This is a genomic window from Kribbella sp. NPDC048837 (assembly GCF_055586945.1).
The window spans coordinates 384461-411060 of record NZ_JBVJHF010000002.1 but is presented as its reverse complement, the minus strand read 5'-3'; the positions used below and the strand labels follow the sequence as shown (position 1 = coordinate 411060).

At 69.0% G+C, this 26600-nt stretch carries 24 protein-coding genes; 13 read left to right on the top strand and 11 right to left on the bottom strand.

The features are described from left to right. The first annotated feature begins 28 nt into the window (after window positions 1-28). Together ACZ6O0_RS09895 and ACZ6O0_RS09890 are read left to right on the top strand one after the other, a co-directional pair. Window positions 29-1237 (top strand): MFS transporter, encoded by a 1209-nt coding sequence (locus tag ACZ6O0_RS09895; protein ID WP_465764459.1) that lies wholly within the window; start codon window positions 29-31, stop codon window positions 1235-1237. A gap of 4 nt (window positions 1238-1241) precedes the next feature. Beyond that, window positions 1242-1691 carry an aminoacyl-tRNA deacylase gene (locus ACZ6O0_RS09890; RefSeq protein WP_465764458.1) on the top strand — a complete coding sequence of 150 codons (450 nt, stop codon included), beginning with the start codon at window positions 1242-1244 and terminating at the stop codon, window positions 1689-1691. Here ACZ6O0_RS09890 and ACZ6O0_RS09885 read toward each other — a convergent pair. After that, window positions 1688-2608 (bottom strand): helix-turn-helix domain-containing protein, encoded by a 921-nt coding sequence (locus ACZ6O0_RS09885; protein WP_465764457.1) that lies wholly within the window; start codon window positions 2606-2608, stop codon window positions 1688-1690. The two genes, ACZ6O0_RS09890 and ACZ6O0_RS09885, sit on opposite strands and share 4 nt — an antisense overlap. A 1-nt stretch (window position 2609) precedes the next feature. Beyond that, on the bottom strand, window positions 2610-4292 hold the full coding sequence (locus ACZ6O0_RS09880) for a chitinase (RefSeq protein WP_465764456.1): 1683 nt from the start codon (window positions 4290-4292) through the stop codon (window positions 2610-2612). Between the two features lie 412 nt (window positions 4293-4704). On the opposite strand from ACZ6O0_RS09880, the gene ACZ6O0_RS09875 reads away from it, so the two are divergent. Next, the gene (locus ACZ6O0_RS09875; protein WP_465764455.1) at window positions 4705-5529 is read left to right on the top strand and encodes an HAD family hydrolase; all 825 of its coding nucleotides are present in this window, start codon (window positions 4705-4707) and stop codon (window positions 5527-5529) included. A gap of 330 nt (window positions 5530-5859) precedes the next feature. On the opposite strand, the gene ACZ6O0_RS09870 is transcribed toward ACZ6O0_RS09875, so the two are convergent. After that, window positions 5860-6639, bottom strand: a complete 780-nt coding sequence (locus ACZ6O0_RS09870) for a Fic family protein (protein ID WP_465764454.1) — start codon at window positions 6637-6639, stop codon at window positions 5860-5862. Between the two features lie 24 nt (window positions 6640-6663). Between ACZ6O0_RS09870 and ACZ6O0_RS09865 the strand changes: the two genes are divergently transcribed. The 4 genes from ACZ6O0_RS09865 to ACZ6O0_RS09850 all read left to right on the top strand — a co-directional run bounded on the left by ACZ6O0_RS09865 (window position 6664) and on the right by ACZ6O0_RS09850 (window position 12752). Beyond that, window positions 6664-8886 carry a bifunctional glycosyltransferase/CDP-glycerol:glycerophosphate glycerophosphotransferase gene (locus tag ACZ6O0_RS09865; protein ID WP_465764453.1) on the top strand — a complete coding sequence of 741 codons (2223 nt, stop codon included), beginning with the start codon at window positions 6664-6666 and terminating at the stop codon, window positions 8884-8886. 118 nt (window positions 8887-9004) lie between these two features. Then, window positions 9005-10699 (top strand): arginine--tRNA ligase, encoded by a 1695-nt coding sequence (gene argS / locus ACZ6O0_RS09860; RefSeq protein WP_465764452.1) that lies wholly within the window; start codon window positions 9005-9007, stop codon window positions 10697-10699. A gap of 12 nt (window positions 10700-10711) precedes the next feature. Next, window positions 10712-11743 (top strand): alpha/beta hydrolase, encoded by a 1032-nt coding sequence (locus ACZ6O0_RS09855; protein WP_465764451.1) that lies wholly within the window; start codon window positions 10712-10714, stop codon window positions 11741-11743. 40 nt (window positions 11744-11783) lie between these two features. Next, entirely contained in the window at window positions 11784-12752 is a 969-nt protein-coding gene (locus ACZ6O0_RS09850; protein ID WP_465764450.1) for a GNAT family N-acetyltransferase, read from the top strand. On the opposite strand, the gene ACZ6O0_RS09845 is transcribed toward ACZ6O0_RS09850, so the two are convergent. Beyond that, window positions 12753-14240: an MFS transporter gene (locus ACZ6O0_RS09845; RefSeq protein WP_465764449.1), complete on the bottom strand. Its 1488-nt coding sequence runs from the start codon at window positions 14238-14240 to the stop codon at window positions 12753-12755. It lies immediately after the preceding gene. A 147-nt stretch (window positions 14241-14387) separates the two neighbouring features. On the opposite strand from ACZ6O0_RS09845, the gene ACZ6O0_RS09840 reads away from it, so the two are divergent. Next, on the top strand, window positions 14388-14966 hold the full coding sequence (locus tag ACZ6O0_RS09840) for a TetR/AcrR family transcriptional regulator (RefSeq protein WP_465764448.1): 579 nt from the start codon (window positions 14388-14390) through the stop codon (window positions 14964-14966). Here ACZ6O0_RS09840 and ACZ6O0_RS09835 read toward each other — a convergent pair. Continuing rightward, window positions 14947-15471 carry a dTDP-4-dehydrorhamnose 3,5-epimerase family protein gene (locus ACZ6O0_RS09835; protein ID WP_465764447.1) on the bottom strand — a complete coding sequence of 175 codons (525 nt, stop codon included), beginning with the start codon at window positions 15469-15471 and terminating at the stop codon, window positions 14947-14949. The genes ACZ6O0_RS09840 and ACZ6O0_RS09835 overlap by 20 nt on opposite strands. After that, window positions 15468-16676, bottom strand: a complete 1209-nt coding sequence (locus ACZ6O0_RS09830; RefSeq protein ID WP_465764446.1) for a DUF2786 domain-containing protein — start codon at window positions 16674-16676, stop codon at window positions 15468-15470. The genes ACZ6O0_RS09835 and ACZ6O0_RS09830 overlap by 4 nt, the downstream gene beginning before the upstream one ends. A gap of 116 nt (window positions 16677-16792) precedes the next feature. On the opposite strand from ACZ6O0_RS09830, the gene ACZ6O0_RS09825 reads away from it, so the two are divergent. Together ACZ6O0_RS09825 and ACZ6O0_RS09820 are read left to right on the top strand one after the other, a co-directional pair. After that, window positions 16793-16858, top strand: a complete 66-nt coding sequence (locus tag ACZ6O0_RS09825) for a BBE domain-containing protein (protein ID WP_465765577.1) — start codon at window positions 16793-16795, stop codon at window positions 16856-16858. A gap of 66 nt (window positions 16859-16924) precedes the next feature. Further along, the gene (locus ACZ6O0_RS09820; RefSeq protein ID WP_465764445.1) at window positions 16925-18319 is read left to right on the top strand and encodes an FAD-binding oxidoreductase; all 1395 of its coding nucleotides are present in this window, start codon (window positions 16925-16927) and stop codon (window positions 18317-18319) included. Here the strand turns inward: ACZ6O0_RS09820 and ACZ6O0_RS09815 are convergent. Genes ACZ6O0_RS09815 through ACZ6O0_RS09800 form a run of 4 tightly spaced genes read right to left on the bottom strand, consistent with a single transcriptional unit; the run spans window position 18316 to window position 20785 of the window. Beyond that, entirely contained in the window at window positions 18316-19062 is a 747-nt protein-coding gene (locus ACZ6O0_RS09815; RefSeq protein ID WP_465764444.1) for an SDR family NAD(P)-dependent oxidoreductase, read from the bottom strand. The genes ACZ6O0_RS09820 and ACZ6O0_RS09815 overlap by 4 nt on opposite strands. Further along, window positions 19055-20290, bottom strand: a complete 1236-nt coding sequence (locus tag ACZ6O0_RS09810) for an AMP-binding protein (RefSeq protein ID WP_465765576.1) — start codon at window positions 20288-20290, stop codon at window positions 19055-19057. Before ACZ6O0_RS09810 ends, ACZ6O0_RS09815 begins: the two co-directional genes overlap by 8 nt. Before the next feature lie 2 nt (window positions 20291-20292). Further along, the gene (locus ACZ6O0_RS09805; protein ID WP_465764443.1) at window positions 20293-20544 is read right to left on the bottom strand and encodes an acyl carrier protein; all 252 of its coding nucleotides are present in this window, start codon (window positions 20542-20544) and stop codon (window positions 20293-20295) included. Window positions 20545-20596: 52 nt separating this feature from the next. Beyond that, entirely contained in the window at window positions 20597-20785 is a 189-nt protein-coding gene (locus tag ACZ6O0_RS09800; RefSeq protein WP_465764442.1) for a hypothetical protein, read from the bottom strand. Window positions 20786-20900: 115 nt separating this feature from the next. On the opposite strand from ACZ6O0_RS09800, the gene ACZ6O0_RS09795 reads away from it, so the two are divergent. Continuing rightward, window positions 20901-23342, top strand: coding sequence for a hypothetical protein (locus tag ACZ6O0_RS09795; protein ID WP_465764441.1), 2442 nt, complete (start codon window positions 20901-20903; stop codon window positions 23340-23342). 3 nt (window positions 23343-23345) lie between these two features. On the opposite strand, the gene ACZ6O0_RS09790 is transcribed toward ACZ6O0_RS09795, so the two are convergent. Beyond that, a complete protein-coding gene (locus ACZ6O0_RS09790; RefSeq protein ID WP_465764440.1) occupies window positions 23346-24905 on the bottom strand; it encodes a glycoside hydrolase family 10-like protein in 1560 nt (519 codons plus the stop codon). Between the two features lie 102 nt (window positions 24906-25007). Here ACZ6O0_RS09790 and ACZ6O0_RS09785 point away from each other — a divergent pair, with 102 nt between their 5' ends. Continuing rightward, complete coding sequence (locus ACZ6O0_RS09785; protein WP_465764439.1) at window positions 25008-25514, top strand: GNAT family N-acetyltransferase; 507 nt, start codon at window positions 25008-25010, stop codon at window positions 25512-25514. Beyond that, entirely contained in the window at window positions 25511-26563 is a 1053-nt protein-coding gene (gene pseI, locus ACZ6O0_RS09780; protein ID WP_465764438.1) for a pseudaminic acid synthase, read from the top strand. The genes ACZ6O0_RS09785 and pseI overlap by 4 nt, the downstream gene beginning before the upstream one ends. Window positions 26564-26600 lie beyond the last annotated feature (37 nt).

Sequence of the window (26600 nt, the reverse complement as noted above, 5' to 3'; positions counted from 1 at the left end):
TCGCACAAGCCGTGCCACCGTCGAAGACATGCACAAGTCCGTCGCTCTCGAGGCCGGCTACCTGCCCGGTGATCCGGAGTACCGCAAGCTCTCGATCGCTCTCTTCGCGGCCGGCCTGGCGACGTTCGCACTGCTCTACAGCACCCAGCCGCTGCTCCCCGCGCTCGTCGACGCCTTCCACGTCTCCCCCAGCCAGAGCGCCTTCACCGTGTCGTTCGCCACACTCGGGCTCGGCATCGCGCTCCTGATCGCCGGTCCGGCCTCAGAGGTGATCGGCCGCACCACTCTGATGAAGTGGTCGGTCGCAGCCACGTCGGCCTTCGCCCTGCTCAGCGCGTTCGCCCCGACCTGGCACACCCTGCTCGCACTGCGCGGATTGCAGGGCATCGCCATGGCCGGCCTTCCCGCGGTGGCGATGGCCTATCTACGGGAAGAGGTCCACGCAGACAGTCACGCGCGAGCCAGCGGCCTCTACATCGCCGGTACGGCGGTCGGCGGCATGGCGGGCCGTCTGATCGCCGGTGGACTCGCGGACCTCGGCGGCTGGAGATTCGCATCCGGCGGGATCGCGGTCGTCGGCATCCTGTGCGCCGCCTTGGTGTGGCTACTGCTGCCCGCGTCGCGCAACTTCCGCCCGAGCTCGGCCAGCCCGCGAGACCTTCGGGTACTGCGGGATCCCGCACTGCTGGCGCTCTACGGCATTGCCGCCACCGCTGTGGGCGCGTTCGTCGCCGTCTACAACGGTGCGGTCTTCCGGCTGTCCGGAGCGCCGTACAGCCTGAGTGCCGGCGCCGCAGGGCTGGTCTTCTGTGTCTATCTGCTCGGGTCGGTCGGCTCAGCCACGGCCGGCTCGCTGGCGGATCGCTACGGTCGCCGTACGGTCGTGCCCGTCGGCTGCCTGATCACACTGGCCGGTGTGGCGATCACGCTGGCCGCACCGCTGCCGCTCATCGTGCTCGGGCTCGCACTGATGACCGCAGGCTTCTTCGCGGTCCATGGCGTGGCCAGCGGGTGGGTCCCGGTCCGGGCACACGCCAGCGGCGGCAGCACGGGCCAGGCCTCCAGCCTGTACCTCTTCTCCTTCTACCTGGGCTCCTCGGTCTTCGGAGGCCTGGCGGGTACCGCGTGGAGTCACGCCGGCTGGAGCGGAGTGGCGCTGGAGGCCGGAGCGTTGTTCCTCGTCACGCTCGTGCTCGCCGTACTGCTCAAGAACGTTCCCAGCAAGGTGCCAAACTAGCCAGGTGACCAGAGCGACCGATGCAGCCGATCAGTTGGGGCTCAGCTACGAGGTAACGCGGCACGGCCGGGTGAACTCGCTCGAGGAGGCCGCCGCGGCGCGCGGCATCGAGCCGGCCAGGCTGATCAAGACGATCGTCGTGCGGCTCGCCGACGACGACTACCGGTTCGTGCTGGTGCCCGGCGACCGGGAGATCGCCTGGCCGAAGCTGCGCGCGCTACTGGGCGTCAACCGCATCTCGATGCCGGACAAGGACACCGCGCTCGACGTGACCGGCTACGTCCGCGGCACGATCACTCCGCTCGGCAGCACGAACGCCTGGCCGGTGATCGCCGACGACCGGATCACCGGCACGATCTCGCTCGGCGGCGGCGACCACGGCGTCGGCATCACCGTGAACGCCGACGACCTCGTCAAGGCCCTCGGCGCCACGGTGGCCGACGTGACGGACTAAACCAACAGCCCTCGCTGACCTGCGCGGAGACCGGCCTGGAAGCGGGTCGTGGCGTCGAGTGCTTTCAGGATGCGTTGCATGCGGCGTTCCACGGTGCGTTGAGCGACGCCGAGGCGGCGGGCTATCGCTTGGTCGGTCAGACCCGCGGCGGCCAGCGAGAGTAGCTGGCGATCGTCGGAGGTCAGGGGTCCTTCAGCGGTGGATGGCGTCAGCGGGCTTGCCTGCTGCCACAAGAGCTCGAACAACCGCAGCAGCGCGTCCAGCAGATTCGATGGTCCGAGCTCCACGACCGTGTCAGGTGTGGTGGGCAGCAGCGCTGTACGACGATCCACCACGACCAGCTTGAGTGGTACGTCGCGCAGCATCCGGCAACCGGCCGACCGAGCGGCCGCCAAATCCCCCGGCTCCGACAAAGAAGCCATGTCGTAGACCGTCCGGTACGACACGCCATGCGCCCGCCGTGGCTCGATCGGCAGCACGACGAATGGCGGGCGGTCCAGTAGCAGCACCTCCTCCTGGGCACTCTGCTGTGCTTGGAAGAACCGCTGGGCTACTGCCTCGCTGCCGCGGATGACGGTGAGCAGCCCGGCGTCGCGCCGGCGGAACTCGGACGTCAGGACAGCAGCACCCAGCCGGGCCTCGACGATCGCGGCCTGCTTCCGGAGGGCCAGCAGTTCCACCGCGGCCTCCGGCACCGCGGGTACATATCTGGCCGGGCGGTCCGGCGTACGGGTGGCCAGGCCGAGGGACAAGAGGGACCGCAGGTGCCGGCCGACGCGGGTGGCCGGCCAGGCGGTGTGGTGGGCCAGATCAGTCGTCGTGGACTCCGGGCGGGCCAGAAGCGCCCGGTAGAGCTGCTCGTCCTCCGAGCAGACACCGAGCGCCTCCAGCACCGGAGCCGGTCGATAACTGTGCATGTCAGGGCAGCGCGTGGACGTGGGCGCCGACCTGATTGGCGAACTGGCTGCCGTTCAGCGCGTCCCAGTTGGTCGACCAGGTCATCGCACCGCGCAGCGTCGGCCACGTGGTGCTCGGCTTGAAGTTGCCGCAGTTCGTGCCCTTGGTCAGGCAGTCCAGCGCGTTGTTGACGATGGCCGGCGAGACGTAACCGCTCCCCGCCGCCCGCGACGACGCGGGTACGCCGAGACCGACCTGGTCGGGCCGCAGTCCGTTCTGGAGCATGATGCAGGCCTGCGCCGTGATGAAGTCGACCGTGCCCTGCGAGTACACCTGTCCGTCGCAGCCGTTCATCGAGCCGGAGTTGTAGTACTGCACGTTGACCACGGTCAGGATGTCCTTGATCGCCAGCGCGAGCTTGAAGTACTCGAACGAGGTGCTCTGCATGTCGATCGTCTGCGGTGCCATCGCGATGATCAGGCCACTGCCGAACTGACTCTGCAGGCTGCGCAGCGCCTGACCCATGTACAGCGCGTTGACCCCGTTCTCCAGGTCGATGTCGATCCCGTCGAAGCCGTACTCGCGCAGCACCGAGAGCGCACTGCTCGCGAAGTTGGCCGCGGCGGTCGGGTCGGCGACCGAGATCGTGCCGTTCTGGCCACCGACGGACAGGATGACCTTCTTACCGGCCGCATGCTTCGCCGCGATGTCGGCCTTGAACTGGGCGACGGTGTAACCACCCAGCCCGGCGCTGTCGAGGTTGAAGGTGATGCCACCGGGCCGCGACGGGTCGGCGTCGGCGAAGGCGACCGCGATCAGGTCGTACGTGGCCTGCACGTCGGAGATGCGCTGTACCGTCGCACCGTTGTTGAAGTTCTGCCAGTACCCCGTGACGACGTGCTTCGGCAGCGGTCCGGCCGGCGGGTTCGTCGGTCCGCTCGAAGTGGTGCCCGACACGGTCGGGCCGTACGGCGAGCAGTTGCCGCTCGGGTCACACGCCCGCACCTTGAAGGAGTACGTCGTACTCGGGCTGAGGCCCGTGGCGGTCCAACTGGTCACGTTGCCGACGCTCTGCGCCGCTCCGGTTCCCCGTACGACGTCATAGTGGTCGATGCCGTTCGCGTCGGAGGCGGCTGACCAGTTCAGCTGCAGTGAGCTCGACGTCGGGCTGCCGACGGTCAGTCCGCTCGGCGTCGACGGCGGAGTGGTGTCCGGGGTCCCGCCCGGTCCATCCAGTACGACGTCATCCGCCTGGTACGGCGGGAGTCCGTACCAGCCGTGCAGATAGATCGTGATCGTCGTGGCCGAGGCACTCGTGGTGAAGGGGACGGTCAACTGGCTCCACGTGCTGCTCGTGGTCCAGGTGCTGGCCCCACCGTCGACACCGAGATAGACGTTCGACCCTTTGACCCACGCCGACAGCGTGTACGCCGTACTGGGCCTGACCGCTATCGACTGGGAACAGCGAGCGATGTCGTTCGAGCCGGGACTGGCCTGGAGGGCGTAGGTCCCGGAGTGTGGGGCCGAGGTGGTCACGCTGCCGGCCGGACAGGACCATCCGGACAGGGAACCGGACTCGAAGCCGGGGTTGGTGACGAGGTTGGTGGCCGCGGACGCGGCGCCGGGGGTCAGCAGGAGACCCATGAGAACGGCGAGCAGGCTGGTGATGACCGCTGCCTGGGGGCGGTACGCAGGCGGTTTCATGACTTACAAAGTGTGACCACTCGATTACATTGTCAAGACCCTGCATAAAGTGGAAGCGCTCTCACGCGCGAAAAAGCTGAGAAATGTACAGCTCTTTACAGAGCGACCTGGAGGAGGAAAGGCGACGGCCCCCGGCGGGGGGGTGACCGGGGGCCGTCTTCGGCCACGGGCTCGGGGGGAGGAGCCGGGGGCCGTTCAGGAGGCGACAGTCTGCCACTGTCAGGGGGTATGTACCCCCCTCGACCGGGTTTAACACATCTCAGTTCGATTGCGAACCGGACCTGCTCCGCCCAGGCGTCAGGACCGCCGATCAGGCGCTCCCAGCCAGTGTCACTGTCACACTGCTCACCAGTCTAACGGGATACCGGCCGACACAAAAGCCCGGGTCTCTCGGCGTTTCGCCCGGCTGCCTATGCTCGGGGTCATGGAGCACTCCGGGGCCGCCCGATCCGCCGCCTTCTTCGATCTGGACAAGACCATTATCGCCCGCTCCAGCACGCTCGCGTTCTCGCGGCCGTTCTACGCCGGCGGGCTGATCAACCGCCGGACCGTGCTCCGCAGCGCCTACGCCCAGTTCGTCTACCTGCTCGGCGGCGCCGACCACGACCAGATGGAGCGGATGCGCGAGTACATCTCCGCGATGTGCACCGGCTGGGACGTCCGGACGGTCCAGGCGATCGTCGCCGACACCCTCGACCACATCGTCACGCCGATGATCCACGACGAGGCGGTGGAGCTGATCGAGCAGCATCACGCGGCCGGCCGGGACGTGGTGATCGTGTCCTCGTCGGGCGCCGAGGTGGTCGAGCCGATCGGCGCGATGCTGGGTGCCGACAAGGTGATCGCCACCCGGATGGTCGTTGCTGACGGCAAGTACACCGGTGAGATCGCCGACTACGCGTACGGTCCGCACAAGGCGACCGCGATGCGCGCGCTGGCCGCGGCCGAGGGCTACGACCTCGCAACCTCCTACGCCTACTCGGATTCCGTCACCGACGAGCCGATGCTGGCCGCCGTCGGCCATCCGCACGCGGTCAACCCGGACAAGGCGCTGCGCCGGCTGGCGGTCGCGCGGGACTGGCCGGTGCTCGATTTCAGCGAGCCGGTCGGCCTGACCGAGCGGTCCCGGCTCCGGCAGGTACGACGTCCCGCGGTGGCCACCGCGGCGGTCGCCGGACTGGCCGCGTGGGCCTTCTTCCTGGCCAGCCGCCGGCGCACCCGGCCGGCCGCGGACTGACCGGAACAACACCCGGAAGTAACCGGAAAAGCTGAAGGTTGCTTCATTGTTCTCAACTCCATGAAGGCCACGCATCCCCTTCCCAGGAAGGGTTTTCAGGAGTACAAAGGAAGCACAAAGGACCTCCGGGTCCGGTAGAGATTGCACGGCAGCCAGGCACCCACGCGGCGACCAGCCCATCCCAAACGGGCAGCTCGACCCAGGCCAGTCCTGTGGCGGCAAACAGGTGCACGCATGGTAACCAGGATGGCGTGCCAGCGACGGCGTTCTCAGCTGAGAACGCCGTTCGCACGTCAGCGGGCAGCCAATCGCAGGGCGGCGTTCCGGGGATCAGCGGGCCGTGGCGAGCGGCGACCGCTCGGCACCCAATGACACGACTTCACACGACCGCAGCAACCAGTCACGAACCCCGGTCAACCCTCGCGCTGCGTAGTCACCCAGCCCTGGAGCATACGAGTTCGCCAACTCACAGTGACCGACCTCCGGCACCGTGACCGCGACCGGGTCGATGCCTCGGGCAACTAACAGGCAGCGTTCGGCGGCGCGGGCGACCAGTCCGTTCGCGGTCGGGAAGGGGCGCAGGATGGCCAGCTCCGCGTGGACCACGGCCGCGACGACCAGGCCGGGTGCCGCGGTCGGCCGGGTCAGGTTCTGGGCGAGCGCGCTCAGCCGCTCCCACATCTCGTCGGCCGGCGGCGCCGGCGGCAGGCCGGGGATGTCGTCGGGCACCGGCTCCTTGCTGGTCCGCAGATGGCCCAGTTCCTCGTCCGGGCCCAGGTCGGCCGCGGCCAACTGGTGCAGTCTGGTCCATACCTGCACCGGCGCCTTGTCCACCCGTGCTGCGAGCGCCATCAGCTCACCGGTCATCCGGACCGCACCGGTGGCCAGTCCGTCACCGGCACCGCGCCGTACCTCCTCCAGCGTCGACTGGCTGCCGGCCAGCACCGCGGAGGCGTGGGCGCCGCGCAGCAGGGCCTCGGCGGTGATGTCCGAGCCGACCTTGCGCAGCCCGCGGTCCCGGAGCAGGACGTCGACCGCGTCCCGGGCCGCCCGGGCCGCCGACCCGACCCCCTCGAGACCGGCCAGTGGCTCGAACACATCTGTACTCATGACTGCACCCTAGGATGACGTGGCATGGCGCTCGGCACCGTCCCCAAGTTCAGCATCGTGGTCCCCTGCCATGCCTCGCGGGCGTGGCTGCGGCCCTGCCTGGACTCGGTGCTGAGCCAGTCGTTCACCGACTTCGAGGTGATCGGGGTGGACGACGCCGACCAGGACGGCTCCGGGCGGATCCTGGACGAGTACGCCGCCGCCGACCCGCGGGTGCGGGCCCTGCACCTGGACGAGAACGTCGGCCTCGGCCTGACCCGGAACGCCGGGCTGAAGGAGTGCCGCGGGGAGTACGTGCTGTTCCTGGACGCCGACGACCTCTATCTGCCCGGCTCGCTGGAGGCGATCGCGCACCGGATCGACGACACCGGCCGGCCGGACATCGTGCTGTTCGACTACGAGCGGATCTTCTGGGACGGCCGGGTGGTCGGCAACCGGCGGCACGACGCGTTCGCGCGGGAGGGCGCCGGCGTGTTCACCGCGGCGGAGCGGCCGATCTTCCTCACCTTCCTCGAGGTGGTCTGGAACAAGGCCTGCCGCCGGGACTTCCTCGCCCGGCACGGGTTCGCCTTCACGGCGGGCTTCTACGAGGACGCGCCCTGGACCTACTCGACCATGCTGACCGCCGAGCGGATCGCCACCCTGGACCGGGTGGTTGTGCACTACCGCCAGCACCGGACCGGCGGCAACATCCACGCCACCGCCGGCCGCAGGCAGTGGGACATCTTCGACCAGTACGACCGGGTACACGCGTTCATCCAGTCCGATCCGGAGCTGGCCGGCTGGCGCCGGTTCGCGTTCGACCGTTCGCTGGACCACATCCTCGCCGTACTCGCGAAGCCGGAGCGGCTCGATCCGGACGACCGGGCCGAGTTCTTCCACGCGGCGCATGCGTTCGCCAAGCGCTGGAAGCCCGACGGGTACACGACCGACCGGACCGGGCGTGGTTTCAAGCGCTGGCTGCTCATCCACGACGACTATGCGACGTACTCGACCCTCAAGCTCAGTGCGCGGGTCCTGCAGGTCCAGAGTCCGCGCAAGACCGTCGGCAAGCTGCTGCGGCGCGGCAAGCTCGACCCGAACCTGGCGGCGTACACGGCCTACTGGGGTAAGCAGTTCGCCTGCAACCCGCGGGCCATCTACGAGAAGGCGGCCGAGCTCGCGCCGCATCTGCGCGGGGTCTGGGTCGTCGACGCCGACTACCTGAGCGCGATCCCCGAAGGAGTCGAGTACGTCGTCGCGGGCTCACCGGCGTACCAGAAGCTGCTGGACCGGGCGACGTACTTCATCAGCAACATGAACTGGCCGAAGGAGCTGGACAAGCGCGAGGGCCAGATCCACCTGCAGACCCAGCACGGTACGCCGCTCAAGACGATGGGGACCGATCTGCGGCACTTCCCGGCGGCCTCCAAGGACCTGGACCTGGACGAGCTGATGCGTCAGACCGACCGGTGGGACTTCAACCTGTCCTCGAACCGATACTCCTCGGAGATCTGGGAGCGGACCTACCCGGCGTACTTCGAGGAGCTCGAGTACGGCTACCCGCGGAACGACCGGCTCCTCACGGCCACCGTCGACGACGTCCGGGCGATCCGGGCCTCGCTCGGGTTCGACGACTCGCACCTGGTCGTGCTCTACGCACCGACCTTCCGCGACGGCGTCGACTCGATCCGGGCCCCGGGGGGTCTGGTCGACCTCGGCGGGGACGGGATCCATCTCGACCTGGACAAACTGGCAACGGTGGCCGGTGCGCACGCCCGGGTGCTGGTGCGGACGCACTACTCGTTGTCGAAGGCACCGGAAGCGCACTCCGGCGCGGTGATCGACGTGTCCCGGCACCCGCGGGTCGAGGACCTGATGCTGGCGGCGGACGTGCTGATCTCGGACTACTCGTCGATCACCTTCGACTATGCGAACCTGGACCGCCCGATCGTGCTGCTGGTCGACGACCAGGGCTTCTACGACGGCCGGCGGGGCACGTACTTCGACATCACCGAGTTCCCACCCGGGCTGATCGCGCGGTCGGCCGAGGAGCTGCACACCGCCCTCCGCACCGGCGCGTTCGCGTCACCGGAGGCGGCCAAACACCGGCAGCTGTACCGCGAGAAGTTCTGCGAGTGCGACGACGGCCGGGCGGCCGAGCGCGTCGTACGACGGGTCTTCCTCGGCGAGACCGACATACCGGCGATCGTGCCGCTCGCGGATCGCACGGCGGCACCCTCGCCGTACTTCATGCATAATGGCTGACATGTCGATCAGCCTGGAGTCCCGGAGCGCCCTGCGCCTGCGGTCCAGCCTGCGACGACGACGCACTGTCTGAACACCTCAGCCTGTTCCAGTCGCGTCTCCTTCGAAGGACCTCGTCATGTCCGCTGTTCTGCCTGTCCTGGCCACCAGACTGTCCACCGCCGCCGCGGCCGCCTTCGGTCCGTCGTACGCCGACCTCGATCCGGAGCTGCGGTCGGCGACGAAACCGGAGTTCGGCCACTACCAGACCAATCTCGCGCTCCGGCTCGGCAACCTGCTGAAGCAACCACCGCGGGAGGTGGCCGCGCGCCTGATCGCCGAGCTGCACGTCGACGACCTCTGCTCGAAACCGACCATCGCGGGACCCGGTTTCGTCAACCTGACTCTCCTGCCGTCGACGCTCGCAGCCGCGGTCAACCAGCCACAGACCTTCGGGACCAGGGGTGAGCGGGTCGTCGTCGACTACTCGCAGCCGAACGTCGCGAAGCAGATGCACGTCGGCCACCTGCGGTCCACGGTGATCGGCGACGCCCTCTCCAACGTGCTGCGGTACGTCGGGTACGACGTGATCCGGCAGAACCACGTCGGCGACTGGGGCACGCAGTACGGGATGATGATCGAGCAACTGCTCGACGAGGGCCTGGACGCGGAATCCCTTGATCTGCAGGGATTGCAGCTGCTCTACGAACGGAGCCGGCAGCACTTCGATGCCGACGGCACCTTCGCCGACCGGTCCCGGGGCCGGGTCGTGCTGCTGCAGTCCGGCGATCCGCGGACGCGGGCGATCTGGCAACGGATGGTCGACGTGTCGCTGGACGACTTCGAGCAGGTCTACGCCCTCCTCGGTTCCCATCTCCAGCGGGCGGATGTGGTCGGCGAGAGTGCGTACAACGACGACCTGCCCAAGGTCGTCGACGAGCTCCAGGCAGCCGGTCTGCTGACCGAGTCCGACGGTGCGATGTGCGCCTTCCTGCCCGGGTTCGTGGGCCGGGACGGCTCACCACTGCCGGTGATCGTGCGGAAGTCCGACGGCGGCTTCGGCTACAGCGCGACCGATCTCGCCGCCATCCGGCACCGGGTGGGCACCTTGCACGCCGACCGGATCGTGTATGTCGTGGATCACCGGCAGGCACTGCACTTCGACCAGATCTTCACGCTGGCGCGGACAGCCGGCTGGTTGCCGGCGGACGTTCCGGCCGAGCACGTCTCCTTCGGCACTGTCCTCGGACCGAACGGAAAGCCCTTCAAAACAAGAGCCGGCGGCACGGTGAAGCTGACCGCGCTGCTGACCGAAGCTGTCGCGCGGGCCGGAGAACTACTCGAGGACCGGGACGGCATCGACCGGGAGGCGACCGCACGGGCGGTCGGGATCGGAGCGGTCAAGTACGCCGACCTGTCCAGCGACCGGGGCAACGACTACGTGTTCGACCTGGACCGGATGGTCGCGATGACGGGCAACACCGGGCCGTACCTCCAGTACGCCCACGCCCGGCTCACCCGGCTGCTGGCCAAGGCCGGTGCGACCGGTGGTGAGGTGACCGAACTCAAGGACCCGGCCGAGGAACGGCTGGCCCTCCTGCTGACCGGCTTCGCCGCGACGGTCGCCCAGGTCTCCGAGACTCTCCAGCCGCACCGGCTCTGCACGTACCTCTACGAAGTAGCGTCCGCGCTGTCCACCTTCTACGAGCAGTGCCCGGTCCTGACCAGCGAGGGCCAGACCCGGGCGAGCCGGATAGCCCTCTGCACGGCGACCCGGCAGGTGTTGCAGGATGGACTCGGCCTGCTCGGTATCGAGGCCCCAGACGCCATGTGACGGAGGTTGCCCATGTTGCCGTGGTCCGCAGAGCTCGCCGGCCGGCTCGAGCAGAAGACGTACGAGAGCGAGTTGCTCCGCGGGAACCCGCTGGGTGATCCGCACGAGCGGCCGGTGCTGGTCTACCTGCCACCCGGGTACGACGAGTCGGACCAGCGCTACCCCACCATCTACGTGACGATGGGGTACACCGGGCATGTCGGGATGTGGTTCAACCGGGTGCCGTTCCGGCAGCCCTACCCGGAGTTGCTGGACGCGATGTTCGCCGCCGGCGACGTGCCGCCGGGGATCGTGGTGTTCGTCGACTCGTGGACCAGGTACGGCGGCAGCCAGTGCCTCGACTCCCCCGGCACCGGGCAGTACCACTCGTACCTGTGCGAGGAGATCGTCCCCTGGGTCGATGCGACGTACCGGACCATCGCCGACCGGGATCACCGGGCCGTCACCGGGAAGTCCAGCGGCGGCTACACGGCGATGGTGACGCCGCTACTGCGGCCGGACGTGTTCGGCGCGCTCGCGACGCACGCTGGTGACGCGGCCTTCGACCTCTGCTACCGGCCGGAGTTCCCGGTGCGCGCCCGGACGCTGCGGGACAAGTTCGACGGCAGCTACGACAAGTACTTCGAGGACCTGGCCACCCGGACCGGCCGGACCACGAACGAGGACCTGCACCTGCTGGAGATGTACGGGTACGCCTCGGCGTACTCCGCCGAGCCCGACGGCACGGTGCTGCTGCCCTTCGACGACCTGGGCGCGGTCATCCCGGAGATCTGGGAGCGCTGGCTGTCCCGCGACCCGGTCGAAATGGTCCGCGAACCGCAGTACGCCGAAGCGCTCCGGTCACTGCGCGCCGTGTGGATCGACGCGGGCCTGCAGGACGAGTACTACCTCGACCTGGGTGCCACCGCGTTCCATCGGGCCGCCCAGAAGGCAGGCCTGCCGGACGAACGGGTGCACTTCGAGCTGTTCGAGGGCACCCACGGCGGCATCGAGTACCGCTACCCGATGGCGGTCCGCTGGTTGTGCGAGCAACTCACCCGGTAATTCGGGTGCTGGGGCCGATCGGACACCGTACCTTCGAGCCATGAGCTGGCCGGAGGGGATCGAGGCGCGTCCGATCGACAAGGCGGACGCGGAGGCGTGGGCGGAACTGCTGGCTGCCCGGGAGAAGGTCGACCAGGAGGGCGAGAACTACAGCGCCGACGACCTGCTCGAGGAGCTGGACGACCCACACCTGGACGCGGCCCACGACACCGTCGGTCTGTGGGCCGACGGGCGGATGGTCGGCTACGGCAAGGTGCACGCGTCCGCGACCGTGGTGGACGTGGACCGGGTGCGGACCGAGGGCACCATCCACCCGGAGTGGCGCCGGCGCGGCCTGGGTACGACGCTGATGCGCTGGCTGATCCAGCGCGCCGGTGAGGTACACGCCGCCAAGCACCCGGACGCGGTCGGCGAGGTCAGCAACGGCACCATCAGCACGAACGCCGGCGCCGACCGGCTGCTGCGGAACTTCGGCTTCGAGGAGACGCGGTACTTCTTCGAGATGAAGCGCCCGCTGGACCAGCCGGTGCCCGCGGTGGCCCTCGCGGACGGATTCCGGCTCGAGCCCTTCGACCCGGCGGTCGACGAGACGCTCCGGCTGACCCACAACGAGGTGTTCCTCGACCACTGGGGCTCGACGCCGCGGGACGCGGAGAGCTGGAAGGTCTGGTTCACCGGAGCCCGGGCGTTTCGCGGCGGATCGTCGTACGTCGTCCGGGACGGCGAGACGATCGCGGCGTACGTGCTCGGCTACGAGTGGGACGCCGACACCGAGGCGACCGGGATCCGCGAGCTGTACATCGGCCAGGTCGGAACCCGCCGGGCCTACCGGGGCCGCGGACTGGCCCGCGCCGCCCTGGCGAAGGTCCTCGCCGAGGCCGTACAGGCCGGCTACCAGCGATCGTCGCTCGGCGTCGATGCCGACAACCCCACCGGTGCACTCGGCCTGTACGAAAGCCTCGGCTTCGCGGTTCACAGCAAGTGGGTCACCTACCGCTTGCCGCTCTGATCAGACGTGTGAGTCGACCACCATTGGCTCGGTGGTCGCCTCGACCGCCTCCGGCTGGGTGCGGAACCAGTTCCAGGGGCGGACGCTGATGACGATCATGGTCAGGCTCAGGACGGCGTAGACGAGGGATCCGATGAAGGCGGCGTGGACGCCGTCGACCAGGACCTCCCGCGGAACGGTCGAGCTGGAGTTGCGGCTCGCCGTGCCGAAGATGGTGACCAGGATCCCCAGGCCGAGTGCGCCGCCGACCTGCTGGACGACGTTCAGCATGCCGGACGCGGCGCCCGAGTCCTCCGGCGCGACACCGGAGATGGCCCGGCCGACGAGCGGGATGAAGATCATCCCGGCACCCGCTCCGAACAGCAGCAGCGGTCCGACCACATCGGCCAGGTAGGTGCTGTGCGCATTCAGTTGCGTCAGCCAGACCGTGCCCAGCGCGACCAGCGTCGATCCGGTCAGCATCAGCTTCGCGCCGTCGATCCGCGCGACCAGCTTCGGTACGACGCGCGACGCCGTGAACAGCAGACCGGTCAGCGGCAGGAAGGCCAGGCCGGCGGCCAGCGGGCTGAGATCGAGCACACCCTGCAGGTACTGGGTGAGGAAGAAGAACATCCCGAACATCGTCCCGACCACCAGCAGCATGGTCACGTACGACGCCGACCGGTCGGCGGACCGGAACAGGCGCAGCGGCACGATCGGGTGGCTGACCCGGCGCTCGATGAGTACGAACGAGACCAGCAGGACCACGCCGACCGCGAACGCGGCCAGCACCTCGGCCGACGTCCAGCCGGCCTCGGCGACCCGGATGAAGCCGTAGACGAGTGAGGTGATGCCGAGCGTCGAGGTGAGCGCACCGGCCACGTCGAACCGACCGGTCTCCGGTGCGGTCTCGGTCAGCACCCGGCTGGCCGTGATCACCAGCGCGATACCGATCGGGACGTTGATGAACAGGCCCCAGCGCCAGGACACCCAGTCCGTCAGCATGCCCCCGAGCACCAGGCCGACGCTGCCACCACCGGACGACACCAGGCTGTAGTAGCCGAGTGCCTTCATCCGCTCGGGACCTTCGCGGTAGGTGAGCATGAGCAGGGTGAGAGCCGCCGGTGCGGCGATCGCACCGCCGATCCCCTGCAGGACACGGGCGGCGAGCAGCAGCTCCGCGTTCGGCGCGAGACCGCCGAGCAGCGAGGCGAGCGTGAAGACGCTGATACCGGTGAGGAACACCCGGCGGCGACCGAGCAGGTCGCCGGCGCGAGCGCCGAGCAGGAGCAGACCGCCGAACGCGAGCGCGTAGGCGTTCTGTACCCAGGACAGGCTGGACGGGCTGAAGTGCAGGGCCTGCTGAATATGGGGCATCGCGATGTTCACCACGGTGCCGTCGAGGATCACCATCAACTGCGTGACCAGGATGACTGCGAGGACTACCCCGGGCCGCCGGGCGGGCGTGCCTGAGGCGGCGCCGGCCGGCGCCGCGGCTGTTGCCGACATATTGCTCCTTACCCCGGAGGGGCTACAGTTGGGAGGGAAAGCGGAGCGCTCCTCCGGATACGATACGGAGGCCCCCTCCGCTTTGCAAGCGATATTGTGTGCGGACTGTGGGCCGCGGGCCGGCTACCGACAGCGAGGAGGCTGAAGATGGCGCCGACACCGTTGCCGTCGATGCGGCCGACCCGGGCCGACGCGGCGCGGAACTACGACCTGCTGGTGACGGCCGCCCGGCAGGCGTTCTCCGAGCACGGTACGGACACCTCGCTGGAGGAGATCGCCCGCCGGGCCGGCGTCGGGATCGGCACCCTGTACCGCCGGTTCCCGAGCCGGACCGCGTTGCTCGAGGCGGTCTACGTGGACGAGATCCAGTCCGTCTGCGACCGCGCGTACGACTTCGACCGGGAGCTGGAGCCGTTCGAGGCACTGGCCGCCTGGCTGCGCAGCTTCGTCGGGTACGGGCTGTCCAAGAAGAGCCTGGCCAGCGAGCTCACGGTTGCCCTGGGCAAGGACTCGCAGTTCTTCCAGGTCTGCAAGATGAACGTGGAGAACGCCGGCCAGTTGCTGCTGGACAAGGCGAAAGCGGCCGGCGAGGTCCGGCCCGAGCTCGAGCTGATGGACATCATGCGGCTGGTCGGCGGCATCAACATGGGCCGCGACATGGAGCCGGAGCAGGCGCACCGGCTGCTCGACATCGTGCTGTGCGGCCTCAGGCCCGCTGCGTCCTGACCTCCGCCAGCGACGGGTTGGCGGCATCCCGCTCGGTGGAGCTCAGCTGTTCGCGCGGGAACGGCCACTCGATCGCGAGCTCGGCGTCGAACAGGTCGACCGTGACGCGCTCCGGCGACCAGTACTCGTTCACCAGGAAGTTGTAGATGGTGTGCGGCGTCAGCGTGCAGAACGAGTTCCCGACGCCGCGAGGCACATACAGCGCGTCGTCCACGCCGAGCTCGAACGTCGCGACCGTGCCGAAGGCCGCAGTGTCGCGCAGCTCGACGAGCGCGACGAACACCCGCCCGGCCGACGGCGACAGGTACTTGTCCCACGGCTCGGCGTGGATCCCGCGGACGATCCCCGTCTCGGCGAAGTACGCGACGTTGTGCTGGACCACCTCCAGCCCGAGTTCCTGAAGCTTCCCGCGGTGGAAGTCCTCCTTGAACCACCCGTCGTCGTTGGTGTGCACATCCAGCTCGATCCGCAGCACCCCGGGGATCGAGGTCTCGTGTGCTCTCACCGGCGGACCTGCCGGCGGGCCTCGAGCTGGGCCTGGTCGGCCGCGGTCAGACCGGCATGCCACCCGGCACCGTTGGTGATGCGCGTCCGCCGGGTCGTCGTGTTCGGGAACAGCTTGGTGAACAAGGCGTCCACCTGCTCCTCCCGCTTGGCCAGCACCGGCAGCAGCCGGCTCGCATCGGCTTCGGGTACGGCGGCCTCCGCGGCGGCCGTGGTCGCCTCCAGCCGCTCGCCGATCCGTTGTGCGTAAGCCATCAGGAACGACTGCCGGAACGAGCGCGTCCTGGACTCACCCCGGTGGCCAATGTGTTTGCCTGCGGCAAGCATCGCCCGATTCGCCTGCACCAGCAGGGATGTACTGAGGATCTCGGTGTGCTGGAGGTCCAGCTCGGCCCCGACGATCGTCACGACGGCCAGGTTGTCGATCACGACCGTACGGCAGCGGTTGGCCGCCGCCACCGCGCCGACGAGCTGCGCCTTCGCGGAGACGTACGGGGTGTCGACCCAGAGCCGGCGGCCGGCGGAGTCGTCCGGGATCTCCACCTCCGCCGCCTCCACCAGAGCGCTGTCGAGGGAGAACTTCGTCATCAGCTCCTGAGCCTTGCCGGACAGGGCTTCGGCCTCGTCCGGGAACTCGGTCGCCTCGGCCTTCGCGAGCAGTCGCCGGATCCGCGCCAGCATCTTCCCGTTCGCGGGTACGGCGTGATGCTCACGACGTGCCGTCGTACCCGGCAGTGGGTAGAGCCGGGCCAGGACCGGCAGGGACTGGAGGAAACCGGCCAGGGACAGGGTGTGATGCAGCGTGAGGTAGCGGCCGACGCGCGCCGCGGCTGCCCAGGCCGTGAGGGTCAACTCGGTGAAGGGTTGCGGGACGCCGAGGTCGGTCAGTTGGTCGAACCAGCGCGGGTCGATCGTGCCCGCTCGGTAGCGCTGGTGCTCGGCGGAGATCGCTGCCAGCAGTAATGGTTCTACGCCAGGGTCCAGCTCGCGGCGGCCGTGCTGGACCACGTCGGCGGGCGCCCAGCCGCGTTCCCAGGTGGTGCGGAGCAGACCGGCCAGGAACACCTGCACGCAGCGATCCACCTGCGCTTGATCGCGTTCGTCGTACGCACCGAGACGCGCGAGCTGACCGTCGGCCAGGTCGTCGCGCTGGGCAACGACGGTCGCCGCGATCGGTAACAATCGCAGAATCTCGTCGTCGCTCACTCGGACAAGTCTGACAGACACCGCACGAAGGTCTGCCCGAAAGGACGCTGCCCGGGTCCGCGGTGGCTCGCGCAGCATGTCCGGAGCGTCCTCGGTCGACGACGGGCTGATGATCGATCAAGGCGAAGTACGACCCGGACAACGTCTTCCACCGCAATCAGAGCATCACGCCGGCCGTCTGAAGGTTGCCTTAAGCCCGCTCTGGGACGATCCTGCCGAGAGGGACATCTCAGGGGGAGGCAGTTCTCATGACACAACTTGCCGACAGCGGCATCGGTGATCTCCGCACCGCAATGGGCGGACCGGTGCTCGGTCCGGACGATGCCGGGTACGACGACGCCCGGCGACTGTGGAACGCGGGGATCGACCGGCGCCCGGCCGTGATCGCCCGGTGCCAGAGCGCGGCGGATGTCAGCCGGGCGGTGCTGTTCGCGCGCGACCAGGGACTGGAGATCGCGGTCCGTGGTGGCGCGCACAGCCCGGGCGGCTCGGCGTCCGTCGACGACGGGCTGATGATCGACCTCAGCCTGCTGAACCAGGTCACGGTCGACCCGGTCGCGAAACAGGCCCGCGTCGGCGGCGGCGCCCTGCTCGGGCAGCTCGACGCGGCCGCTCAGGAGCACGGCCTGGCGACACCCGCCGGCATGATCAGCCACACCGGCGTCGGCGGCCTGACGCTCGGCGGCGGCATGGGCTGGCTGACCCGCAGGCACGGGCTCAGCATCGACAACCTTGTCTCGGTCGAGATCGTCACCGCCGACGGGCAGATCCGCCGCGTCTCCGACGAGGAGAACCCGGACCTGTTCTGGGCGATCCGGGGTGGCGGTGGGAACTTCGGCGTGGTGACCGAGTTCGAGTTCCGGCTGCACGAGGCCGGGCCGATGATCCAGTTCGGCCTGGCGTTCTGGGATCTCGACCGGGGCGCCGACGTACTGCGGATGGCCCGCGAGGTGATCGCGAAGCTTCCGGACGAGCTGAATATCCTGGTCGGAGCGGTGAACGCACCGCCGGCTCCGTTCGTGCCGGCCGAGTACCACTTCCGGCCCGGGTACGCACTGATCGTCACCGGCTTCGGCACCGCCGAGGAGCACGCCCGGGTGATGGACGAGATCCGCTCGGCCGTGCCACCGCTGGTCGAGTTCGCGAGCCCGATGCCCTACCTGGCGTTGCAGCAGCTGCTGGACGAGGCGAACGCGTGGGGCTTCCACGCCTACGACAAGGGCTTCTACCTCGACGACTTCACCGACGACGCGATCGAGGTGATCACCGAACACGTGCCGCTCAAGCAGTCGCCGGGATCCGTGCTGCTGTTCTACCGCCTCGACGGCGCCTACTCGAAGGTCGCCGAGGACGCGACCGCGTTCAGCGGCAGCCGGGCACCCGGCTACGCGGGCTTCATCATCGCGGTCTGCCCGACACCGGAGCTGCTCGAGGACGACCGGGTCTGGGTGAAGTCCTTCTGGGACGCGCTCGTACCGGTCAGCCGGGGGATCGGGAGCTACGTGAACGCGATCAGCGACAGCGGCGTGGACGATCGGGTCCAGGCGTCGTACGGCGCGAAGTACGACCGGCTGGCCGCGATCAAGGCGACGTACGACCCGGACAACGTGTTCCACCTGAACGCGAACATCAAGCCGGCCTAGATCGAGGCGGCACCGTCGACGACTAGGACCTGGCCGTTGATGTTGGTGTTGTCGAGCAGCAGCATCCGGACGACCGGGACGACGTCGTCCGGCTCGGTCAGGTGACCGGTCGGGGTGCGGCGGACGATCTGGTCGAGCTGGGTCTGGCCGAGCACCGCGGACATCTCCGAGGCGAAGAAGCCCGGCGCGACCGCGTTGGCCAGGACGCGGCCACCGAGTTCACGCGCGAGTGAACGGGTGGCCGCGTCCATGCCGCCCTTGGTGGCGGAGTAGGCGACCAGCCCCGGGTAGCCGCGCTGCGCGCAGATCGAGGTGACGTTGACGATCCGGCCCTTCAGCCCCTTCGCGAGCATCCGGCGGAGCACGAACCGGGTCAGCACCAGCGGCGAGGTCAGGTTGGTCCGGATGATCTCGTCGAGCCGCTCGGCCGAGGTGTGCACGTGCAGCGAGTCCTGGCCGATCGCCGCATTGTTGACCAGGGCATCGATCGGTCCGAGCGCGGTCTCCACGGCCTTGACGAACGCCTGTCCGGCCGCGGCGTCGTTGATGTCGACGGAGCCGGCGTACAGGTGGTCCGGGTACTTCTCGCCGAGCGCGGTCAGCTCCGGCGTCACGGTCCGGGCGAAGGCGGCGACCTTCAGGCCGGCCGCGAGCAGGTCGGTGACGATCGCCAGGCCGAGGCCGCGGGAGCCACCCGACACCAGCACGACCGACGCGGGCGGGACCAGGCTGGGCTCAGACATCACTCTTCAAGGTTTCCTTCTGCGGGATCTCGTCGAGGAACGTGATGCGCCGCGGTACGCCGTAATCGGGCAGGCGGCTCGAGCACCACTGGACCAGGTCGGCGTTGCTGATCGGGCCGAGCGACCGGTTCGGCACCACTTCGGCGGCGACCATCCGGCCGACCAGCGGGGCCTTGCGGGCGAACACCCGGGCCCAGGAGACACCCGGGTGACCCATCAGCACGCTGCGGACGACACCGGCGGACACCTTCGATCCGCCGACGTTGATCTCGTCGGTGTCCAGCCGCCCGGTGATCAGCACCCGGTCGCCGTCGTACTCGACCCGGTCGCCGGTGTGGACGGCGCCGACCAGGCCGGCCCCGTGATGCGGTGAGCGGATGACCAGCTCGTCGCCGTCGATCGAGAGGATCGGGCGGTCGAGGTCGGGCCTGCGGTCGAGCCAGGCCTTGGGGAACCCGGCCTTGCCGTCGTGGACCACGATCGACGCGCCCACCTCGGAGGACGCGTAGATCCAGGAGATCCGGGCCTTCGGGAAGAGCTCCCGGAGCTGGTCGAGGATCGCCTGGTCGACGGGTTCACCGCCGAGCGTGATCTGCTCCAGCGGCACGTCGCTCAGCGCGTCGGCGTCGCGGTAGATCGCCTGCCGCCAGAAGGTCGGCGTTCCGGAGGCGGCGGTGACGCCGTGCTCGCCGGCGATCGCCGGCCAGTCCTCGAGCTCGCCCGGCTCGATCACGACCAGGCCCTGATCGGCCTGGGTCAGCGAGAGGGTGACGACCTGCCACCACGCGTAGGTGCCCGGTGAGTACGGCAGCAGCCACGTGCGCGGCGGCTGGTCGCCGGTGACGGTGGTCAGGGATTCGAGAGTGTGGCCGATCCGCTTCGGGCGGCCGGTCGAGCCGGAGGTGAGCAACCAGGCGCGGCCGGACTCCTCGACGCGCTTGAGCTTGGCCGGGGTCACGTCCCCATCGGGCAGAACCACCGCGAATCCGGACTCGCCCAGTTCTTCGCGCATCCGCTCGTCGACGCGGGATGCGGTGGCGACCAGGAGCTCGGTGCCGTGGACCGCGTGGTGACGGAGAGCGGCGAGGGCGTCGGCGCCGTTGTCGACCAGGACGGCCGCCGGCGACGGCAGTTGCGGGAGCTTGTGCAGGGTCCGCCAGGTCAGGCTCTTGCCGGCGACGACCACAGTGTTGTCGTCACCGATCAGGGCGGTGGTCCGGCGCCGCATGCTCACGCCGACTGGAGCTGCTCGATGAAATCCAGCACGTCGCCGACAGTGGCGATCCGGCGCAGCCCGGGGGCATCGAAGTTCAGCTCGTCGTCCAGCTCGTCCTCCACCCGGAGGGCCAGCTCGGAGAAGTCCAGGGACCGGAACCCGATCTCCCTCAGGTCCGCCCCGTCATCTGCCGGCAATGTCCGTCCCTGCGCCGTCATCACCTCACCCATCAATTCCCTGACCCGACCCCGGTCCACCGAACTCATAAGCCCAGAGCCTAGCGTCTCCGTTCCGCCGTACCCCCGGCCGACGGGGAACTCATGGGGGTTCCGGAGGCGCGGCGCCGGCCGAGTCCGGAGGTGGCGGGCGGCGGGCCACGAAAGCTTTCAGGCGTTTGATGCGCGCGCTGATCTCCCAGCCGACCAGGGCGATCAGGGGGCTCGCGGCGGCGACGGCGGCCAGAAGGACCTCCTCGACCGGTAGTCCGGCGATGTGGAGGACGATCATCGGACCTCCCGGGCGCTGCGGGTTCTGGGAGATTACTGAGTGTAAAGGGGAATCTTCCGGCGGTAAACGGGTCACCGGCCACGGACACGACTCCGGCGACTCATACACTTTGCCGATGATCAGAGCCGGCCGGGGGAAGCGCGTGGCCGCGGGACGTGGGGCGCGCGTGGCGGCGATGGTGAGCCTCCCGGTGCTGCCACTGGCCTGGTTCGTCGCGTTGCAGGAGCAGCCGCCCTGGATGACCGGCGCGTACCTCGGGTACCTCGTGGTCGTCATCGCCGTACCGGGCACGTTGTTCTGGCGCCGGCTCACCGGTGGCTCCGGCTGGTTCACCGTGGACGTGGTGCTGGGGACGGCGTTCGGCCTGGCCGTCGAGGCACTGCTCTATCCGCTCGGAATGCTGTTCGCGATGCCGTTCGCGGCGCTGCTGATGCCCGCGCTCGCGTTCGGGGTGTGGCGATCGCTGCCGCGACGGAAGCTGGCCGAACGGCCGACGCCGTGGTGGGCGATTGCCGGTGTGATGGTGGCGGTCGGTGTCGCGGCCGCGTGGTTCGTGCGGGTCGGTTCGCAACTCATCCCGCTGACCGGACCCACTGCACTCAGGCCGAACTCGGACGCCCCGCACAACCTCGCGGTGGCCGGCGAGCTGACGCATCACTTCCCGCCGCGGATCCCCTACGCCGACGGGAAGTGGCTGACCAGCCACTGGGCGGCGTACGACCACATCGCGTCGTCGCACTGGATCACGAGCATCCCGCTCGACGTACTGACGTACCGGATGGTGCCGTTCGCCTGGATCTTGCTGACCGTGCTGGGCGCTGCCGCGGTCGGCATGGTGCTCACGGGTCGCGCTGTGGCCGCTCCGATCGCCGCCGGGCTCACTGTGGCCGCGGGCGATCTGGTCGCGTGGCCGTGGGCGGTGTCGGACCGGGTGTTCGAGGACGGACCGTTCTCACTCGGTCAGCTGACCAATCCGCCGCAGGCGTTCTCGACGGTGCTGTTGCTGCCGCTCATCGCGGTCACTGCGTTGCTCCTGCGTCGCAAGCCCGGTCAGACGCGTGGACAGCTTTTCCGGCTCTACGTCACGGCCGGAGTGCTGATTGCGGCCTTGGCGTTGACGAAGGCGACCACATTGCCGGTCTACGCGACCGGGCTGGCCGCTGCGTGGATCTATCTGACCGTTCGGGCCGGACGGCTGAACCTGCGCGCGCTGGTGCTCGGTGTGGCTGTCGCGGCGGCGTACGCGGTGACCTTCTTCCTTGTCCTGCAGGGCGCCCAGTCCAGCGTGCGATTCGACCCGGCCGCGGCGTTCGAAGCCCTGGCGGACCAGATGGGCGGCGGCTCCGCGGTTCCGGTGATCGCCGCCGTGGTGGTGGTCGGCTGGGTCATGCCACTCGTCGGCGCCCTGCTGATCAAGCGACGGATCCCGCGCGATCCGATGCCGGTGTTCCTGGTCTTCGGCTTCGTCGCGGCGATCGTCGGTGCGTCCGTGTTGTACGACGAGGGCGACACCCAACTGTTCTTCGTCCGCACCGGCTTCATCTACGGCGTCCTGCTCGCCACGTGGGGTCTCGGGTCGCTGGAGCGGCGGCAGTACTGGATTGCCGCCGTGGCCCTGCTCATCGGGGTCGCTGCGATCTACTGGGGTCGCTATCGCTCGCCCGACTCGTGCACTTCGGCCTCCTGCTTCGGACAGGGCCTCGCGGTCGCCCTGGCGATCGCAGTACTCGGCATCGGTGTGTTCGGGCTCATCCTGCGCGGCTCCCGGCGTACCTGGGCTGTCATCGCCGTGGCCGTCCTCCTGGGTATGACGGCGTCGTCGACGATGGTGTCGTTGCGGAAGTTCGCCACACCGCCGTTGACGGAGTACGCGTCGATCGCACCGGGCGGGATCGAGGCGGCCCGGTTCATCCGGCGGAACTCCGGGTCCGATGACCGGATCGCCACCAACCTGCACTGCCATCGCGCTCGCGCGTCACACTGCCTCACCGGCTCCTACTGGATCGCCGGGTACGCCGAACGCCGGGTGCTCGTGGAGGGCTGGGCCTACCAGACCCGGGTCGACGACACCTACCCCGACGGCGTCCAGAGCAGCTACTGGGACCAGGAGCAGCTGCGTCTGAACGACGAGGCGTTCACCAACCCGACGCGTGACGTGCTGGAGACGCTGCGGACCAAGTACGACGTGCAGTGGTTGCTGCTCGACGAACGGGTCAGCTCGCCACCGAAGGACCTGGATCGGCTCAGCGAGCTGCGGTTCCAGTACGGCACCGTCCGCGTCTACCAGCTCTATCCGCCACCGCCGGAGAACCCGTTCCCGTCCCAGACACCGTCACCCACCGGCACGCCGTCCCAGACGCCGTCCTCGACGTTCCCGACCGGTTCGCCCACGCAGTCCCCGAGTCTCCCGACGCCGACTCCCGGAGTCCCGACGCAGTCGCTGACGCCGGGCCAGACGCTGCCGAGTCAGCCCTTCCCGACCGGCAGCCTGCCGACGTTCCCCACCAGTCCCCTCCCGACGCAGCTCACGACTACGCCGGGCGTCCGGAGCCCCTGACCGTCAGCGCGGGGACACGGCCGGGATCGGCACGCTCTGGTTCGCCAGGCGGTCCAGAGCGGCGACTGTGTAGAGGTAGATCTTGCCGGGCGTCGCCGTGGTGTCCAGGTAGGACTGGGCGGCCCCGGTCGAGCGGACCGTCGCGATGAGGTTGCGCGCGTCGTTGTCCGGGCAGTGGTCGCCACCCAGCAGCTCACGACGGTAGACGGCGTACGACGTCGTGTCGTCCGACGTACGACGCCACTTCACCTGGACACCGTCAGCCGTCCGCGTGGCCTGCACCGCGTGGGCCGGCAGCGGCGGACGGGAGTCCAGCGACGGCATCGCGGGGATGAGCGCCGGACGGGTGTACCAGGTGTTGTTCAGCAGCGTGGTCGCACCGAGCCGGTCGGCACGGACGTCCTTCGCGGAGAAGTAGATGTTGCCCTTCACCTCGGGGATCGTGCTGTCGAACGCCAGGTGGTCGCTGAGCTCCTGTGGGTCCGCCCAGTCCGGCGACTGGGTCGACGTACCGACCTTGTACGTCGCCTCGCCGATGTAGAGGTGCACGTGTGTACCGCGGACCTGGTCGGCCCACCACGGGACGATCTTGTTGTAGTCGGCGGGTGCGAACCCACCGGCCCAGTAGACCTGCGGGACGATGTAGTCGATCCAGTCCTCCCGGACCCACTTGCGGGTGTCCGCGGCCAGGTCGTCGTACGTCTGCACGCCGGCCGTGGTGTCGGAGCCCTCCGGGTCGGTGGCCTTGTTCCGCCACACCGCGAACGGCGAGATGCCGAACTTCACCCACGGCTTGATCGCCTTGATCCGCGACTGGATCTCCTGGATCAGCAGGTCGATGTTGTTCCGCCGCCAGTCGGCCAGCGTCGGGAAGCCGGCGCCGTACTGCGCGTACGTCGCGGCGTCGTCGAAGACCTGTCCGGCCACCGGGTACGGGTAGAAGTAGTCGTCGAAGTGCACGCCGTCGATGTCGTAGTTCGAGACCGCGTCCATGATCGCGTCCTCGACCAGCTTGCGGGCCGCCGGGATCCCCGGGTTGTAGTACAGCTTCCCGCCGTACGTCACGACCCAGTCCGGGTGCTGCCGCGCCGGGTGCGTGGGGAGGAGGGCGTTGATGTCCGTGCCCATCGACAGCCGGTACGGGTTGAACCAGGCGTGCAGCTCGAGGTTGCGCTTGTGCGCCTCGGCGACGGCGAAGGCCAGCGGGTCGTAGCCGGGGTCGCCGCCCTGGTGGCCGGTCAGGTACTGCGACCAGGGCTCGACCTTGGACGGCCAGAAGGCGTCCGCGGTCGGGCGGACCTGCAGGATCACGGCGTTGTGGTGCTGCCGGACCGCGTCGTCGAGCCACGAGATCAGCTCGGCCTGCTGCTGTGCCGCGGACAGACCGGTCTTGGACGGCCAGTCGATGTTCACCACCGACGACACCCAGCTCGCGCGGAACTGCCGGAGTGGTGTGGCCGGGCTGGGCGCACACCGCTCCTCGCCCGCCGGCGCTTGCGCGGCCGACGCCGTACCGGGCAGACCGCTCAGCAACAACCCTGCCGTCACGCCAAGAACACCCATGGCTCGCCAGACTCTCATGTCACTCTCCGACCGTCGTTCAAGGTGAAGTCGAAAGATGTTTACACAACCAGGCGTCGGAAGTGAAGACGCTAGGTTAGGTGCATGCTGCGGACCGCGACCGAGGACGATGTCGACACGATCCGGCGACTGCGTAATCAACCGGCCAACCGCGAGGTCAGCATCACGTCGCACGAGATCACGGCGGACGAGCACGCAGCGTGGTGGGCCAAGGCCTCGGCCGACCCGGCCCGGCGAGTGCTGATCTACGCACGGGACGGCGTGACCGCCGGTGTGGTCAACTTCTTCGACCTCGAAGGATCGACCGGCGCGTGGGGGTTCTTCCTCGACGCGGACGGGCTGGCCGCCCGCGGCGAGACGCTGCCCGCGTGGATCGAGGTGATGCGCGAGGCGACGGCGTACGCGTTCGACGAGCTCGGCCTGGACCTGCTCACCGGCGAGGTGCTCGAGCACAACACCGTGGTCCGGCAGATGAACCGGCGGTTCCGCTTCACCGAGGGGACACCCGAGCGGCGGTACGCCGACGGCCGCGAACTCACCGTGATACCGATCAGCCTGCGCAAGCAGGACCGTAGAAGCCAGGGGAAATGATGGGCACCATCGAGATCGGCGGCGTGCCGGTCGGGCCGGACCACCAGCCGTTCGTCATCGCGGAGATGTCGGGCAACCACAACGGCGATCTCGAACGGGCGAAGGACATCGTCCGGGCGGTGGCCGAGTCCGGCGCGCAGGCGCTGAAACTGCAGACCTACACCGCCGACACGATGACGCTCGACGTCGACCTGCCGGCGTTCCGGCTGCCGGTGGAGCACGAGCTGTGGAGCGAGGCGCGGTTGTACGACCTGTACGCCGAGGCGCACACACCGTGGGCGTGGCACGAGCCGATCTTCGAGCTGGCGACCTCGCTCGGCCTGGTGGCGTTCTCGTCGGCGTTCGACCAGACCGCGATCGACTTCCTGGAGAAGCTGAACGTCCCGGCGTACAAGGTCGCGTCGAACGAGATCGGCGACCTTCCGCTCGTCCGCGGGATGGCGGAGACCGGGAAGCCGATCATCATCTCCACCGGCTCGGCGACGCTGACCGACATCGACGCCGCCGTCCGCGCGGCACGCTCGACCGGCAACGAGCAGATCATCGTGCTGTCCTGCACCGCGAGCTACCCGGCACCGCCCGAGCAGTCCAACCTGCGGGCGATCCCGGTCCTGCGGGACGCGCTCGGCGTCCAGGTCGGCCTGTCCGACCACACGATGGGCATCGGCGCCGCCATCGCGGCGGTCGCTCTTGGCGCGACCGTGATCGAGAAGCACGTCACCCTCAAGCGCACCGACGGTGGCGTCGACTCCGCGTTCTCCCTCGAGCCACGGGAGCTGGAGTCACTCGTCGAGAACACCCGAGTCGCCCAACTCGCCCTGGGCCGGCCGATCATCGGCCCCAAGGAAGCCGAGCAGAACGTCCTCCGCTTCCGCCGCTCCCTCTACGTCACCCAGGACGTCCACGCCGGCGACCCCATCACCCGTGACAACGTCCGCTCCATCCGCCCCGCCGGCGGCCTGGCCCCCGACCTCTACCGCCAGGTCGAAGGCCGCCCCTTCCGCACAGACGCCAAGGCCGGCACCCCCCTCACCTGGGACCTGCTCTGACAATGCCTGAGTACTTGTTGTTCCCGGGCCGGCATCA